The organism is Xylanibacter brevis P6B11 (genome assembly GCF_000621825.1).
GTDB classification, from domain to species: domain Bacteria; phylum Bacteroidota; class Bacteroidia; order Bacteroidales; family Bacteroidaceae; genus Prevotella; species Prevotella brevis.
In genome coordinates this window covers 311,365-327,381 of record NZ_JHXG01000006.1, presented here as the reverse complement: position 1 = coordinate 327,381, position 16,017 = coordinate 311,365, and the positions used below count along the sequence as shown (strand labels likewise).

The following is a 16,017-nucleotide window of genomic DNA, read 5'->3' as shown; positions in this document are numbered from 1 at the left end:
ACGGTCTTCGACCTTACGTGTTGTCCTTCCGCGTTTGTGCCTGAGAGCGAGCTCTCGCACAACGTGGAAGCCCACCACGGTTTGGTTCCCAAACTTGGTCATCACGAGTGGAAAAACCCCGCTTCGCTAAAAAACCATTCTTTCCAGTACGTAGCTGTTATAGGTGGTGTAGGCGCAGCCTGTTTTCTTGGTTTTTCCTCTGAGGATGTTTTTAGTTGCGCAGCAACGAGTGATGTTGTCAGGGCTTGTGCGGGAGCTTGCTCACAGGCACAAAGCCATGACAGCAGCACGGGGCTCGAAGAGCTAAAACATCAGCAGAGGGGTTTTCAAGGTTTTTGTTAAAACATAAGGAACAAAACAATAAAACATAGATATTATGAAGAAATTATTTTCGATATTGGCGATGGCAATGCTGATACTGGCTGTTGCCACAAGTTGCGACAAACAAGATATCTATCCCGCCCAGCTGTTCATCAGCGGCGAGGGTATCCAGAATGGAGAGGTAAGCCTGAAGGCTCAGGAGACCGTGCAGATAGAACTGTCGTACTTCCCCAAGCATGCCATCAAAGAGGGCATCGTGTATAGCAGTAGCAACGAAAACGTGGCTACCGTCGATCAGAACGGTGTGGTGAAGGGTATCGACACCGGTACTGCCACCATCGTGGTGAACTGCACCAAGATGCCAGTGAGATACTGCTGGCTGGAGCACGACTATGCCGTAGCCACGCTCACCGTACACGTCACCGGCAGCACCCTACAGCTGCAGGACAGCGAGAAATCGCAGAGTGAGGCGGACTCACGACAGTTGGAATGGTAAACAGGTGAAAACATTAAATCAAAGGAGAGTGTGCCTTCACATTTGGGGCACACTCTCCTTTTTTTTGTGTCGGGGCATGACACTAACTATATAGGAACGTGCGAACTTCTATATCTTTTTATTTCTCAACCACGAGGATGCTGTCGGCAATGATGCGCGCCTGCAGCCAGTCGTGCAGCATCTGGCGCTCGCTGCCAGACAAGCGATGGTTGGCGGGCGTGGTGACCAGTGCCATGACGAAGTGCGCCTGACGGGTGCTGTCGGCTACCGACTCGGTCATGGGTGCCAAGCCGATGGCGGACACCTGTGGGAACAGCACTTTCAGTTCCGGGCGCAGTGCCGCCGACATGCTCTCATAGCGCGTGTAACCCTCTAACCGGTTGGTCAGCGTGGTGTTCTTGGCCGATAGCTCCAGCAGTTGCTGACGGTCGGCCTCACGCGTGGTATTGATGCTCGACAGACGGCTGTTCAGCGTCAGGATGCTGTCGGTCTGTACGCCCTGAATGATGCGCAGCTGATAGCCCTTCATGCCGTAGAGCTCCATGTGGCGCTCAGCACTGGCCTGCATGACATCGGTAATCTCGCGACCCACCGCCACGATGCGCAGTTGCATGCTGTCTTTCTCAACATCAGACGAGATGATCTGTGTGCCCGGCTGCGTCAGCTCGGTCTTGACAAACTTACGCACGTTGTTCTCGAAGATGCTGCGACGCACGATGAACACGGTGACCACCGTGGCAGGCAACATCGTCACCACGACGATGCCCATGATGAGGCGCCGCGCCTTGATGGCCAGGTCGGCCGAGGCAAACTCGTGGCGCTGGAAATGCATCAGGCGCACGCCGCAATAGGTGGCCAGCGCAATGAACACAGTGTTGATAAAGAACAGGTAGAAGGCTCCCAGGAAGTAAAGGATGTGGCCCGTGGCCAGTCCGTAGCCCGCCGTACACAGTGGCGGCATCAGTGCCGTGGCGATGGCCACGCCCGGGATGACGTTGCCTTTGCCGCGCGTGCAGAGCGCGATGATGCCTGCCGCACCGCCGCAGAAGGCGATGAGCACATCGTAGAGCGTAGGCGAGGTGCGTGCCAACAGCTCTGACTGGGCGTCGCCCAGTGGTGTTATGATGAAATAGATGGTGGCGGTGAGCACGCTGATGCCCGTAGCCACGCTGAAGTTCTTGGCAGCCCGCTTGAGCAGTTCCAGGTCGTTGATGCCCACGGCCAGTCCCATGCCGATGATAGGTCCCATGAGTGGCGATATGAGCATGGCGCCGATGATGACCGCCGTAGAGTTGACGTTCAGTCCCAGCGAGGCGATGAAGATGGCAAAGATGAGCACCCACAGGTTGGCGCCGCGAAACGACACGCCGCTGCTGATCTGATCGATGATACCTTGTTCGTCGTCTTTGTCGGGCATCAGGTTGAAGTAAACCTTGGCCTTGCTAATCATGTAGTTGATATCCATGGCGATAGAAGTTTTTAGTTTGGTTGCAAAGATACAACTTTTTCCTATATATATACTTTTTATTCAGAAAATATTCGTAATTTTGCGCACGAAAAAAAAGGTGCCGCACAGGAAGTGTAGCATTTCTTTGTAACCCATAAACAAAAACAATTAAGGGATAACAATGGCTTATATAGGCGAATTGATTTCTATTGGTGTAGCATTCTCGTGGACGGCTACAGCACTACTGAGTGAGTTTGGTTCGAAACGACTGGGCAACCTGACACTGAACGTGATGCGCATGGCGCTGGCGTTGCTGTTCTCGCAGGTCCTGTTCTATGTCACTACGGGCACCATGCTGCCTGCGGGTGCCGATGAAGAGGCTGCCTGCTGGATGCTGTTGTCTGGCCTGGTGGGCTATGTGATAGGCGACTTCTGTCTGTTTCAGTGCTACATCATCATCGGTTCGCGCTTTGGTCAGCTGTTTATGACGCTGGCGCCGGTGTCGGCAGCCCTGATGGCGTGGGTCACGCTGGGTCAGAAGATGACGCTGATGAGCATCGTTGCCATGCTGGTCACGCTGGTAGGTATAGGCACCTCGGTGCTGGGTCGCGGCGAGCATCACCGCTTTTCGCTGAAGCTGCCCCTGAACGGTGTGCTCTTTGCCGTTGGCGCCGCCATGTGTCAGGGCATTGGACTGGTGCTGAGCAAAATAGGTATGGATCATTATCAGATGGATCCCGGCATGCCCGAGTGGTTGGTGCCCTTCAGCGCCAACTTCTATCGTTGTATTGCGGGCATCATAGGTTTCAGCGTGCTGCTGTACTTGCGCGGTGAAACCAAGCATTTCCGTGAGTCGGTGCGCGACCGCAAGGGCATTGCCATTGCGATGGCCACCACGCTCTTTGGTCCCTTCATCGGTGTAGGCTTCTCACTGATGGCAGTGCAGTACACCGCTGCCGGCATTGCCTCTACGCTGATGGCCACCACCCCCATCATCATTCTGTTGCCCTCGCGCTGGTTGTTCCACGAGCGTATCACGTGGCGTGCCGTGCTGGGTGCCTTCATTTCGGTAGTAGGCGTAAGCCTGTTCTTCCTAGGCTAAGCTACAGCATGATGGCCGTGAAGATGCGGCCAGACTGGATGCCCAGTCGGCGAGCCGAGAAGAAACGCTCGCTCTGCTCGAAGGTGCACACCCCAGAGACGCTGATCTGCTGAGCCGGTATGCCCGTCTCGATGAGCTGCAGGCGGTTGCACTGGGGCAGGTCGATGTGCCACTTGGAAAGCGAAGCACCGGGTGTGGCTTCCTTGGCAGGGTATCTCTTGCTGATGAGGCTCATGTCGAACCCCTCTAGTGCGAAGGCATCATAGACCTCGTCGCCCACCTCGAAGCTGTCCAGATGGATGCCAGGACCTATCTGTGCGATGACGTCTTGTGGCTGGGTGCCATAGACAGCTGTCATGCGTGCCACGGCCTTTGCAGCGATGCGCTTCACGGTGCCACGCCATCCGGCATGAATGGCACAGACGGCTCGCTGACGGCGGTCGTAGAGCAGCACGGGAATACAGTCGGCCGTGCTCACACCGATGCACACCCCCGCTACGTCGGTCATCAAGGCGTCGTAGCCCTCCAGATTCATGTTTAAATCATTGCCTACCACGGCTATCTCCGTGAGGTGCACCTGATGAGGCATCAGCAGGTGGGCATCGTCAATGCCCAGCAGTTGGGTGAGCGCCTGGCGGTTGCGGCCTATGGCCTCCTCGCTGTCGCCGCAGTAGCGGTTGATGTTGAACTCGCCATAGCGCCCCTCGCTATAGCCCCCTTGGCGTGTGGTGCTGAAGGCAGTGACACCTTCGCCCATATGATAATTGTGCAGTACAGGTTGCTTCATTCCTTAAGTAAATTGTGATGCAAAGATAACTTTTTTTTACGAAAAACGTTGGCGATACAGAGAAAAACATTATCTTTGCAACGTTAACTAAAAACCTAGTGAGTCATGAAACGACAATTGAACATCCGAGAAGAAGCCGCGCGATGTCTGTTCTGTCAGGACGCACCGTGTACAAAGGCTTGCGGTACGGGCGACCCCGCCAGGGCCATTCGTGCCATACGATTTGACAATGCAGAGATAGCCGCCCAGTGGGTGGCAGCAAGTAGCGAGGCCGACCTGGAGCGCGCCGAACAGGCGTGCATCCACTACGACCGCCCGATACGCATCCGGGAGCTGCTAGCCGCCGTGCCCCAGCCGGCTGCCGTCAACCTGCCGTCGCTGGAGATAGACTTCTGCGGGTTTCACTGCGAGAATCCCTTCTTCTTGGCTTCGTCGGCCATATGTACCAACTACGAGATGGTGGCGCGCGCCCTGGAAGCAGGGTGGGCGGGCGTGTTCTATAAGACCATCTGCATGCAGGAGATCAGGGAGGTGTCGCCTCGCTTCGATGCCGTAGGGAAACCCTTTGCGGGCTTCCGCAACATGGAGCAGCTCAGCGAGAACCCCGTGGACGTGGACTTCGACATTCTGCGCCGCCTGAAGCAGCAATACCCCACGAAGATGATTGTGGCCTCGATTATGGGACAGACCGAAGAGGAGTGGATAGAACTGGCACACATGGCCGAAACGGCTGGCGTGGATGCCATAGAACTGAACTTCTCGTGTCCGCAGATGCGACTGGCTGGCATGGGTAGCGACGTGGGGCAGAATGCCGAGCTGGTGACCTTCTACACAGCCTATGTGAAGCGGGCGGTGAAGATCCCCGTCATCCCGAAGATGACACCCAACATCACCAATATCAACGAGCCAGCCATGGGCGCCTACTTTGCCGGGGCTAATGCTATCTCGGCCATCAACACCATCAAGAGCATCACGCTGAACGAAGAGGTGAAGGTCAGCGATAAGTATGCCATCTCGGGCTATTCGGGACGGGCCGTGAAGCCCATTGCCCTGCGCTTTATTGCCGACATGGCTTCGAACCCCATCATCAAGGGCGTGGAGTATAGTGGCATAGGTGGCATCGAGACCTGGCGCGACGCCCTGGAATACATACAGCTGGGATGCACCAACGTGCAGGTGTGTACGGCGGTGATGGAGTATGGCTACCGCATCATCGACGACCTGGTGCTGGGCATGCAACACGCCATGGCGCGCCGCGGCGTGACACGACTGGCCGACTGTGTGGGCGAACTGCTGGGCAGCGTGGTGAAGCCTTCCGACATGGACCGCGACACGGTGGTGTATCCCAAGATAGACCGCGAGCGCTGCATCGGTTGCGGGCGCTGTCAGCTGTCGTGTGCAGATGGTGGTCATCAGGCCATCACGTTCGACACGACCACGCGTCAGCCGCATATCGTAGGCACGAAGTGCGTGGGCTGTCACCTCTGCCGACTGGTATGTCCTACGGGCGCCATGGGTCTCACCAAGCGCATTCCTAAGAAAGACTGATAGGCACTTTTCCTGGCGCAAAGTGTAGCTTTTCTGTGAGCAAAGCATTCTTTTTCTGATAAAAAAGCGTAACTTTGCACTATGAATGAGACGCGACAAGGTTTTGTGCAGCTGCACCTGAGCGTGCTGCTGGCTGGTTTTACGGGGCTGTTTGGGCGACTGATCACGCTGAACGAGGTGGACATCGTCTGGTATCGCATGCTGTTCACCAGCCTGATACTTCTCGTCTTTACCGGTCTGCCCCGTGTGGGTTGGCGCAAGTTCTTGCAACTGTGCGGATGCGGTGCCCTGCTGGGACTGCACTGGATGTTGTTCTATGGCAGCATCAAGGCCTCGAACGTGTCTATCGGTGTGATCTGCTTCTCGCTGATAGGCTTTTTCACCGCCCTTTTCGAACCGCTGATCTATCGCCGCCGACTGTCGTGGACCGAACTGCTGTTCTCGCTCATTACCGTGGCTGGCGTGCTGTGCATCTTCTCGCTCGACGCCCGCTATCGCTATGGCATCGGCATCGGCGTGGTGTCGTCGGCCGTTTGTGCGCTCTATGCCATCTGCAACAAGAAGGTGAGCGTGGGTGTGCGCAGCAGGACGGTGCTGATGTACCAGATGTCTGGCGGACTGGTGTTGGTATCTGCCATCATCCCGCTCTATCTGCTGTTCTTCCCCTCTGAACAGCCGGTGGTGGTGCTGCCCGAAGGTCATAACCTGTGGTTCATGCTCTGTCATGCGCTGTTCTGCACGGTGGGCATGTATCTGCTGCAGATCCAGGCCCTGAAGCGCTTGTCGGCTTTCACGGTGAACCTGACCTACAACCTGGAGCCTTGCTACACCATCCTGTTGGCCTTCTTCATCTTTGGCGAGGGGCGCGAGATTAACTTCTCGTTCTACATCGGCATTGCATTGATACTGCTCAGCGTGCTGCTGCAAAGCAGGCGGGCATTGAGGTCAAAATAACATAACGACTACTTCATAATGAAACGACAGAAAGGACTTTTACTCTTATTGCTGGCGCTATTGTCGGTCACAATGATGGCCGACGACTATCAGCCTATGCGTCGCCGCATGTGCCGCACGGGCCACCGCAAGGTGCAGATGGAGGCGCGCCATAGGGCAGCGGCAGCCACAGACTCGGCCACGGCGGTGCAGTATCTGGGCAATCGCCGTCAACTGGTGGTGCTGGTGGCTTTTTCCGATAAGGGCTTTAGCAAGGAGAGCGCCACGGAGAGCGCCCAAGACACGGAAGTCAGGACGCTGAGGATATGGAACCGCATCTTCAACGAGGAGCACTTCGACGAAGCACCATTCTACGGATCGGTGCACGACTATTTCCATGATCAGAGCTACGGACGACTGAACCTGCAGTTTGACTTGCAGTATGTGGTGCTCGGTGATTCATGCGCCAAATACAAAAGCACGGATTTTGATGATGAGAACTCTAAATACCTGGTGCAGGACGTGGTAGAGGTATTGGAGCAGCGCCACATAGACTGGACACCCTACGACTGGAACAACAATGGCGAGGTGAACCAGCTGCTCATGGTCTATGCCGGTCAGGGCATGAACGACAGCCGCGAGCCAAACTTGATATGGCCCCACCAGGGCTGGCTCAGTGAGCATGAGAACTGTCAGTCTATCGTGGTGGGCACGGACGGTGCGCAGCGCGTGGTGGACAGCTACTGCTGTGTGCAGGAACAGACTTCCTCTAAAACGTATGGCGTCTTTGGCACCATCTGCCATGAGTTCAGTCATTGTCTTGGATTGCCTGATATATATTATGGTAATACAACATTTCTGGACCATTGGGACCTGATGGACTCTGGCAACTATAACGATGGCGGATTCCGTCCTTGTGGCTACTCGGCATTTGAGCGTATGGAGATGGGATGGATCACGCCTACCGAACTGACAGAGCCTGTCAGCATCACGGGCATGAACGCGCTGGCCACGCATCCCGAGGCCTACATCATCCGCAACGATTCCTGTCGCGACGAATACTACGTGGTGGAGAACCGCCAGCAGGTGTCGTGGGACGAGCCGTTGCCGGGCAGTGGCATCATCATTTTTCACGTGAACTACAATCCTGAATGGAAACGCTACGAGATGCCTAACGTGCCTAATCGCAGTAAGAACCTTTATATTATAGCCGCCAACAATACGGTCCTGGCGCCTCCTTCTTATCAAAAGCTCAGGGAACTTGACGGGTGGGCCTACCCCTATGAGGACAACGACTCGCTGACCAACAACAGTGCACCGGCCTCGGTGACGATTAATCCCTGTGTTGGAGGTCAGAAACTGATGTCGAAGCCCATCTACAACATGGCGGTGACCGACGGGCTGGCCAGTTTCAGCTTTATGAAGCGTGATGCGCCCAGCGCCATCACCACGCCAGCCTCGTCTGCGCCAAAAGGCACCTACACCATTCTCTACACCCTTGGCAATATCGCCATTGTGCGCTATGCCAATGGAGCAGTAAGGAAGATTATGCGATAATTCTTCTACATAAATCATATAAAAAAATACCTGTTCTTGTGCTGGGAACAGGTATTTTTGTTTAAAAGCAGCACTTCTGAACATCTGTACCGGGTAAAAAGCACATTCTTACCCTTCTTTATCTGCATTTTTGGTGACCTTTGCCAACGGAAATTTTTACCAATCAGTTATACTTTACTTACTTAAACCAATTTATTACTTTTATGAAAAAGAAAGTTTTACTCTCAACAGTCTTGGCACTGACCATGGGTAGTGCAATGGCTCAGTCGGACCATGTGATTGACCTGCTTCCTAATGGAGTGACCACCGACATTAACCCTGAACGCAGAACAGTGAAGGAGAAGAATCTGGTGGTGGCTGGTAGCGAAGCTAAAGGCTACAAGGCCTATTTTGCCGCTACCGACGATGAACATGGCACGGAGCTGTGGGTGACCGACGGTACGAAGGATGGCACGAAGATGGTGGCCGACATCCTGCCTGGTAGTGGTTCTTCTTCGCCGGCATGGCTCTGTCGTCTGGGCGAGAAGGTGCTGTTTTCTGCCTATACAGACAATGAGGGACGACAGTTGTGGGTGACCGACGGCACCGAGGCCGGCACACAACTGATTGCACAGACCTACGAGATGGGCGACGGCAATCCTCAGGCTATCTATCAGATCAACGAGACACAGGCTGTCTTTGCTGCCATCAGTGACGAGAGTGCGGAATATGATCCCGATAATGGTGCACAGTATTGGTTGTGGATCACCGACGGAACAAAAGAGGGAACAAAGTTTGTGAAGCAGGTGAAGGTGGACAATCCTGGTAAGGAGAACACCAACCAGCACTCTGCCTTTGTGCGTGTGGGTCGCCGTCTGTTCTTCAAAGCCGACGATATTGACGGTCACTACGGCACAGAGCTGTGGGTGACCGACGGTACGGAGGCTGGTACCTATCTGGTGAAGGATATCAACAAAGAGCCCAATACCGACAAGGGCGATGGCTATACGCGCGACTCTGCCATTGACTGTATGGAGAACTATAAGAATGGTAAGCTCTTCTTCAAGGCATGGACCATGGAGAGCGGAAACGAGTTGTGGGCTTCTGATGGTACAGAGGCTGGCACCTATCAGGTTTATGATGCCAATCCTGCCGTTGATCCAAACAATGGTCTGGGCGTTGGTCCTGGCGTCTTTGGTGAAGGCTGGGAGGTTTACAAAGACCGCATCTGGTTCCGCGGATGGAGCTCGTCGACAGGTTTCGAGCTTGTGGGCTCGAACCTGGAGGAGGGCGACTACCAGGTGTTCGACTACTTCACGCTGAATCCCTCGCAGGACCACAACTCTTTTCCCGATCCAGGTTGTGTCTTCCAGGATAAGTATGTGTTCTGCGGTGCCGACGGCTTTGATGCCAATGCCGATCCGGTGCAGCATGGTGGTGAGATGCTGATATTCGATGGTGAGACCATTACTCGCCAGACTGAGACAAAGTTCCCTGGTACTCTCTGCAACTGGGTGAAAGAGCCTATCGTAGCAGGTGGTTCTCTCTACTGGATGAACGAAGCAAACAATGTGGATCAGGGCTTGGGTAGCGGACTCTATCGTCTGGATGACCTTGCTGACGAGCCTGTTGTTGTTCCTACTATCACAACGACTGGTGACAATGTGAACACGCTGCGTAACCTGAACGGCACAATCCTCTATGTATGTGGTGCGAACAACCGCCTTTATGCTGATGAATATACTAAGGTGAACTGGGACGGTCAAAGCGACAAGGGCTATATGGAGCCTGACTTTGGCAGCATGCCCGATGCCATAAAGAACATGGCTGGCGACAAGGTTCAGGAGAAAACCGTCAATGTCTATACTATCAATGGTACACAGCTGCACCGCAGCATCGATGCCAACGAGGCCGCCAAGGGCCTGAAGAAAGGCATCTACATCATTGGTAACAAGAAACATATCGTTTTATAAATTATTATTGTTTAGGTTAGTATGTTGAAACAAGCATTCACTCGTTGCTTACTTGTTTCCCTGTTCGTTTTCTGTGCGAGCTTCGGCTTTGCACAGAAAATGAACATCACGGGTCAAGTGATTGACGACACTCGCGAGCCCCTGATTGGCGTCACCGTCAAAGAGAAGGGCACGACGAACGGTACCGTCACAGACTTTGACGGTAATTACTCTATTACGGTTTCTGCCGGTAGTACGCTGGTATTCTCTTATGTGGGCTATCAGACACAGTCGCTGGCGGTTAACGGACAACGAAAGGTGAACGTCATCTTGCATTCTGACACCAACACACTCGACGAACTAGTGGTCATTGGCTATGGCGTGCAGAAAAAGAGTGATATTACTGGTTCTATCAGTTCTATTGCTGGTAAGGACATCAACAATACCCCCGTGTCGTCTGCGCTGCAGGCGCTGCAAGGCCGCGCCGCCGGTGTGAACATCGTCCAGAACTCTGGTGCGCCTGGTGGCGGAACCACAATCAAAATCCGTGGTACGGGAACCATCAACGATGCCGACCCGCTCTATGTGGTAGATGGTTTCATCGTGGACAATATCGATTATCTGAACCCTAATGATATCGAAAACGTGGAAGTGTTCAAGGATGCTGCCTCAAGTGCCGTTTACGGCTCGCGTGCCGCTAACGGCGTTGTGGCCATTACCACGAAACGCGGTAAGGAGGGTAAGGTGGCTATTGTCTATGATGGATATATGGGCGTGTCGAACCCTTGGAAGAAGATTGACGTGATGGATGCCGACAACTATGCCCTGATGATGGACTATGTCAATGGCTCTTCGACCTATTCTGCCGACGGACGGCTGTTCATGAGCAAGAACGGTGATGGCTCTTATAGTTATGACCCGGCAAAATATGCCATCCTCGACACGTTGCACCATAACTCGGCAGGCAACTGGTGGGATGCTGTGACGCGCACAGGACTGAAGATGCAGCATGGCGTCAGTGTGAGCGGTGGTTCTGAGAAGACACAGTTCCTGGCCAGCAGCAGCTACTATAAAGAGAATGGTATTGTGAAGACGTCAGACTACAACCGTTTCAACAGTCGTCTGAACATCAGCACAAAGTTGGCAGCATGGCTCACGATGCAAGGAAATATGGCCTATACCAATGAGCGGCGTAATGGAGTGCCAGAAGGCTCTTCTGGTATTTTGAAGCAAGCGCTTTACGAGTCGCCAATGGAATATCTTTATAATAATGTGGGCTACTGGTATAGTGCAAACCCTATTGCTAAGCTGGATCAATATAACAACCAGATGCGTAATGACCGTCTGGACTTGAATCTTTCATTGGATGCTAAGTTCCTGAAGTATTTCGATTATCAGTTCAAGGCGTCATACTATACCATACGTCGCGTTGATGATGATTATTCAGAGGTCTTCGGACTTGATGAGGATTTTGTAATGCCTACTTCTCTGTCAACTGTTTACAAGAAACAAGGCAATACCAATAAATGGGAAATCAATAACCTGCTTACTTTCATGTGGCAGGATAAGCACCATAGTATCACAGTTCTGGCAGGTCAGACAGCTGAAGGCTATAAGTACAGTTGGCAGGAAGGCTATCGTTCTGGCACTCCCAGTAACGAAGAGGCGTTCCGTTATCTGTCGGGTGCCTATACTGGTGATAAGGCCTACGGCCTGGATCGTGAATGGACGTCAATAGGTTATATAGGTCGTGTCAACTATAGTCTGAACGACACCTATCTTCTGCAGGCCAATGTGCGTGCTGACGGCTCTTCTATGTTCTCGAAACGCAACCGATGGGGTGTGTTCCCCTCGGTCTCTTTGGGTTGGAAATTCTCTAACGAGGCTTTCATGCAGTCGTTCAAGGGCTGGCTGTCTAACGCCAAGTTGCGCGTGGGCTGGGGTCTGTTGGGTAACAACCGTATTGATGAACTCTCTCGCTATACCTATCTGACCTCGGGCTTCAACTACCCCTTCGGTCTTGGCAACTCCACCGTATTCGAAGGTGCCACGGCCACTGTGCTTGGCAATGATGATATCAAGTGGGAGAAGAACGAGAGCTGGAACGTGGGTCTTGACATCTCGCTGTGGAATAACCGACTGATGCTGACTGCCGAATACTTTAACCGAAAGACCTCCGACATGCTTTTGCGTGTGCCTACGGTCAGCTCTGCCGGACTGGACAGCAGTCCTATGACGAATGCCGGTGCAGTCAAGAACTATGGATGGGAGTTCGACGTGAAGTGGCGTGACAATATTGCTAAGGACTGGCGCTATGAGATAGGTTTCAATCTCTCATGGATAAAGAACAAGGTGACCAGTCTTGGAACAGGAAATGAGCCTATTTGGGGGTCTTACCTTTCAGAGGGTAGCATCGTGGACTATGTTACAAAGACAGCAGTCGGACAGCCTATCGGTAGCTTCTATGGCTACGTAACCGATGGTATCTTCCAGACTTTCGAAGAGGTGAAGCAGAGTGCACAGTATGAGGTGGGCAAGAACGACTTTGAACAGACGACAATGCCTGGCGACTTCCGTTTCAAAGACCTGAATGGCGACAACCGTATCACGGCCGAGGACCGTACGTTCCTGGGCTCTCCTTTACCTGATTTCGTGTTTGGTATTCCCGTGTCTGTGGGCTATAAGAACCTCGACCTGAGCATCTTCATGCAGGGCCAGACGGGCAATAAGATTTTCAACGTCACAGACTACTACCTCTATAATGCCGCCGAGGGCAATGTCTATGCCGACATCCGCTCGCGCCACTGGTCAGGACAGCTGGAAGGTCAGGCACGCACATTCTTCCCCAAGAATACGAATACCAACATTCCAGACTTGGCGAACAACGATACACCGCGCAACTTCCGCGCCAGCGACTTCTTCATTCAGGATGGCGACTACCTACGCGTGAAGCAGGTGCAACTCACTTACAACCTGCCTCAGAGTGTGCTGTCGCGCTTGAAGATTAATGCGCTGTCTCTGTCGTTAACAGCCTATAACCTGTTTACCATTACGGGCTACGACGGTTTCGACCCCGAGGTGGGTAAGGTGTCGGGCACAGAAACCAACAACCTCAGCATGGGCGTTGACCAAGGTAACTATCCCCAGGCTCGTTCGTTTACATTTGGTGTCAAACTGGGTTTATAATTATTGAATAGAACAACTATGAACAAGCTTTTATATAAGATATCCGTTCTTGCGATGGCCTTCTCGATGACGGCCTGTGACGACTTCCTGGATAAGGACGTGCTGGGCAATGCCACCGACGAGAACTATTACGACACGCGGTATAAGATGCAGAGCGCACTTGATGCGGCCTATGATGAGTTGCAGTCTGATGAATATAACGACCAGGAGTGGCGCTTCGGCGAAGCTATGGGCGACAATGTGTTTGGCACAGACGAAGGACTCTCGTCGCAGATGGGACAGCTGGTGAACTTTCGTTTCAACACGTCGAACACATGGATTCTGCAGCGGTGGCGCGTGAACTATAAGGGTATTCACCGTGCCAATCAGGTGATTTATAACATCCACCGGGTGCGCATCACCAATGATCAGTTGGCTACCTATAATCAGGTGCGCTGGATTTATGGACAGGCAAAGTTCCTGCGTGCGTATTATTACTTCAACCTGATAAAGACTTTTGGTGGCGTGCCCATCAGACCGGAACAGGAACGTGTGGACTCCCTGGTTGTGCCTCGCTCTACCTTGGAGGAGTGCTATGCCTATGTGGAAAAGGACCTGCGCGAGGCTGCCGTCATGTTGCCGAATGTGTATAGCAGTTCTTCAGACCTGGGCAAGGCGACACGCGGTGCTGCGATAGCCCTGCTGATGAAAGTGCTGATGTATGAGGCGAAGCCAGGCGTGCCTTCCGAGAAATGGAATGAAATGGTGGAGCTGGGACAGTATATGGTTGACAATACTACAATGACCTATGCTCAGATGTTGAAATACGACGGAAAGGAAGACTGGGAAACATTGCGAGAGCGTCTGTGGTTCAAGCCTGTTTCGCTGATACAGAACGGAACACAGAACACGAGTGAGTATGAGAGTCCTACAGCGAATCTGCCAACCATGAACAATGTCTATTCGTTGGAGTATAAGGACTATTATGGCAATGCTCTGCATAATGGTGATAAGCTGTCGTATCTGTATCAGTTCTACAACGATGGTGAGTTCAGCAAGGGGTCTATTTGGGAGATCAACTTCAAGGAGAGTGCCGATGGCACCAGTGGTGATACCAACGAAGGACAGGGGCTGGAATTCTTCAATGTTGGTCAGGTGAAGATGTACGCCACCGATCAGTTGTTGACTAACATCTTTGATACCGACGTGAGAAAGGACTTTACGATTCATCACCAGGGCCAGACCTTCGATGGAGAGATATGGCAAGGTGGCGAAGGCAACTATGTGTCGTTGAAATGGTACACGCCAAAGAAGGATAAACCAAAGTATGCCGGCGATAACGGCAGAAACCGTCGCGTCTTGCGCTATGCCGATGTGGTGCTGATGTATGCTGAGGCGCTGAACGAGTGCGGACAGCGTGAGCAGGCGCTTGCCAATCTGAATAAGTGTAAGGCACAGGTCAACACGCTTAATAATTCCACGAAACTCTATGTGGCAGGTGGCTATGGCTATATACGCGACCAGATATGGAGTGAGCGCCGCATGGAGTTTGCCTTTGAGTGGGACCGCTATTTCGACCTTGTCCGTCAGGGTATCGCTGCCAAGACGCTTCATAACTTTGCGCAGTATCGCGCCACGCGTCGCGGTGCTTACTTCCGCGAGGGTGTTCATGAGCTGATGCCTATCCCACAGACTGAGGTTGACGTGGCAAATGGTGTGGTAAAACAGAATTATGGCTATTAATGCAAACGACAAACAAGATGAAAACAATATATGCTATACTATTGATGAGCCTGCTCCTGGTGGCATGCTCTGACGAGAATGAGAGCGCTCGTACGCCTGTTGCCAGCGCAACTATCAGCGAGACGGAACTGGAGATTAACCAAAGTGCACAGATTGACTTTACGGGGGTGGCCGATCAGGTGGTGGTATGGACTGGCGACGAGGGACACGACTATGCTAAGCGCAAGGCTGGTGATACGGGCTTCGCCGTGAACAAGGGTCACTTCTCTTACTCATACAGCGTGCCTGGACAGTTTCATATCGTGGTGGTTGCTACCACTTACGATACTTTCATGGGCGACAACCTCAGCAGCGATACCATCGCCTTTGATGTGGTGGTGAAGGATGATGTGACAACCATCGACAAGCTCTATTCCAGCATCACTCCGAATGTTTACTATGCCGAGCTGATGGAGGAAAGCAGTGACTGGGTTCTCTGTCTGCCTTCCAAACAGGTGTATAACGGTCGAGAGGTGGTGCTGAAAGCCGAACGTCAGCGACTGAGTTTCGATATTGAGTCGGACTCGTCGAAGGTTTATGTCGATGACGTGCTGTGGACGGCCAAGACCTATTACGACCTGACGAAGACACACCATATCAAGGTGGAGTCGGACTTTGGTTCTGTGCGTGATTATATGCTCTACACGCTCGTTTACCCAGAGTTCTCGTCTGTATCCTTGAATGGCATTGAGGGGGTATTGGTGCGTGATGCCTTTAATCAGAATGCACTGACATATCAGTTTGCGCTTCCAGAGGGGACGGACAAGCAAAATATCACTCTTTTACACAATATAAAAGACAATGAGAAGTTTTATATTAATGGGAGGGAGATTCCTTCAGGCGCTACCATCGACTTAACACAGGAGGGCATCTATACCCTTGTAACAACAGCGCCAGAGAACAGTCGTGTGAAAGCAACATCTATTATTACTTTTGAAATCCTTTGAA

At 52.7% G+C, this 16,017-nt stretch carries 12 protein-coding genes; 10 read left to right on the top strand and 2 right to left on the bottom strand.

The annotated features are described in order from the left end of the window. Together T496_RS15190 and T496_RS0102785 are read left to right on the top strand one after the other, a co-directional pair. The coding region (locus tag T496_RS15190) for a hypothetical protein (RefSeq protein WP_027449401.1) at positions 1 to 342 on the top strand (342 nt) is incomplete at its 5' end. Between the two features lie 34 nt (positions 343 to 376). Continuing rightward, a complete protein-coding gene (locus T496_RS0102785) occupies positions 377 to 817 on the top strand; it encodes an Ig-like domain-containing protein (protein ID WP_081783519.1) in 441 nt (146 codons plus the stop codon). Positions 818 to 935: 118 nt separating this feature from the next. On the opposite strand, the gene T496_RS0102780 is transcribed toward T496_RS0102785, so the two are convergent. Continuing rightward, on the bottom strand, positions 936 to 2,282 hold the full coding sequence (locus T496_RS0102780) for a DUF389 domain-containing protein (RefSeq protein ID WP_027449399.1): 1,347 nt from the start codon (positions 2,280 to 2,282) through the stop codon (positions 936 to 938). A gap of 163 nt (positions 2,283 to 2,445) precedes the next feature. On the opposite strand from T496_RS0102780, the gene T496_RS0102770 reads away from it, so the two are divergent. Continuing rightward, positions 2,446 to 3,366 (top strand): DMT family transporter, encoded by a 921-nt coding sequence (locus tag T496_RS0102770; RefSeq protein WP_027449398.1) that lies wholly within the window; start codon positions 2,446 to 2,448, stop codon positions 3,364 to 3,366. 1 nt (position 3,367) lies between these two features. Here the strand turns inward: T496_RS0102770 and pgeF are convergent, their stop codons facing one another. Further along, positions 3,368 to 4,153, bottom strand: a complete 786-nt coding sequence (pgeF, locus tag T496_RS0102765) for a peptidoglycan editing factor PgeF (protein WP_027449397.1) — start codon at positions 4,151 to 4,153, stop codon at positions 3,368 to 3,370. Positions 4,154 to 4,258: 105 nt separating this feature from the next. Between pgeF and preA the strand changes: the two genes are divergently transcribed. The 7 genes from preA (at position 4,259) to T496_RS0102730 (ending at position 16,016) form a co-directional block, all read left to right on the top strand. Further along, positions 4,259 to 5,701 (top strand): NAD-dependent dihydropyrimidine dehydrogenase subunit PreA, encoded by a 1,443-nt coding sequence (gene preA, locus T496_RS0102760; protein ID WP_027449396.1) that lies wholly within the window; start codon positions 4,259 to 4,261, stop codon positions 5,699 to 5,701. An 81-nt stretch (positions 5,702 to 5,782) separates the two neighbouring features. Next, on the top strand, positions 5,783 to 6,655 hold the full coding sequence (locus tag T496_RS0102755) for a DMT family transporter (protein WP_027449395.1): 873 nt from the start codon (positions 5,783 to 5,785) through the stop codon (positions 6,653 to 6,655). 18 nt (positions 6,656 to 6,673) lie between these two features. Beyond that, positions 6,674 to 8,191 carry a M6 family metalloprotease domain-containing protein gene (locus T496_RS0102750; RefSeq protein ID WP_081783518.1) on the top strand — a complete coding sequence of 506 codons (1,518 nt, stop codon included), beginning with the start codon at positions 6,674 to 6,676 and terminating at the stop codon, positions 8,189 to 8,191. A 203-nt stretch (positions 8,192 to 8,394) separates the two neighbouring features. After that, positions 8,395 to 10,143 carry an ELWxxDGT repeat protein gene (locus T496_RS0102745; protein WP_027449393.1) on the top strand — a complete coding sequence of 583 codons (1,749 nt, stop codon included), beginning with the start codon at positions 8,395 to 8,397 and terminating at the stop codon, positions 10,141 to 10,143. A gap of 99 nt (positions 10,144 to 10,242) precedes the next feature. Further along, positions 10,243 to 13,308, top strand: coding sequence for a SusC/RagA family TonB-linked outer membrane protein (locus tag T496_RS0102740; protein WP_231477986.1), 3,066 nt, complete (start codon positions 10,243 to 10,245; stop codon positions 13,306 to 13,308). Positions 13,309 to 13,326: 18 nt separating this feature from the next. Continuing rightward, on the top strand, positions 13,327 to 15,030 hold the full coding sequence (locus T496_RS0102735; RefSeq protein WP_044110496.1) for a RagB/SusD family nutrient uptake outer membrane protein: 1,704 nt from the start codon (positions 13,327 to 13,329) through the stop codon (positions 15,028 to 15,030). 17 nt (positions 15,031 to 15,047) lie between these two features. Then, positions 15,048 to 16,016, top strand: a complete 969-nt coding sequence (locus T496_RS0102730; RefSeq protein ID WP_027449390.1) for a hypothetical protein — start codon at positions 15,048 to 15,050, stop codon at positions 16,014 to 16,016. Position 16,017 lies beyond the last annotated feature (1 nt).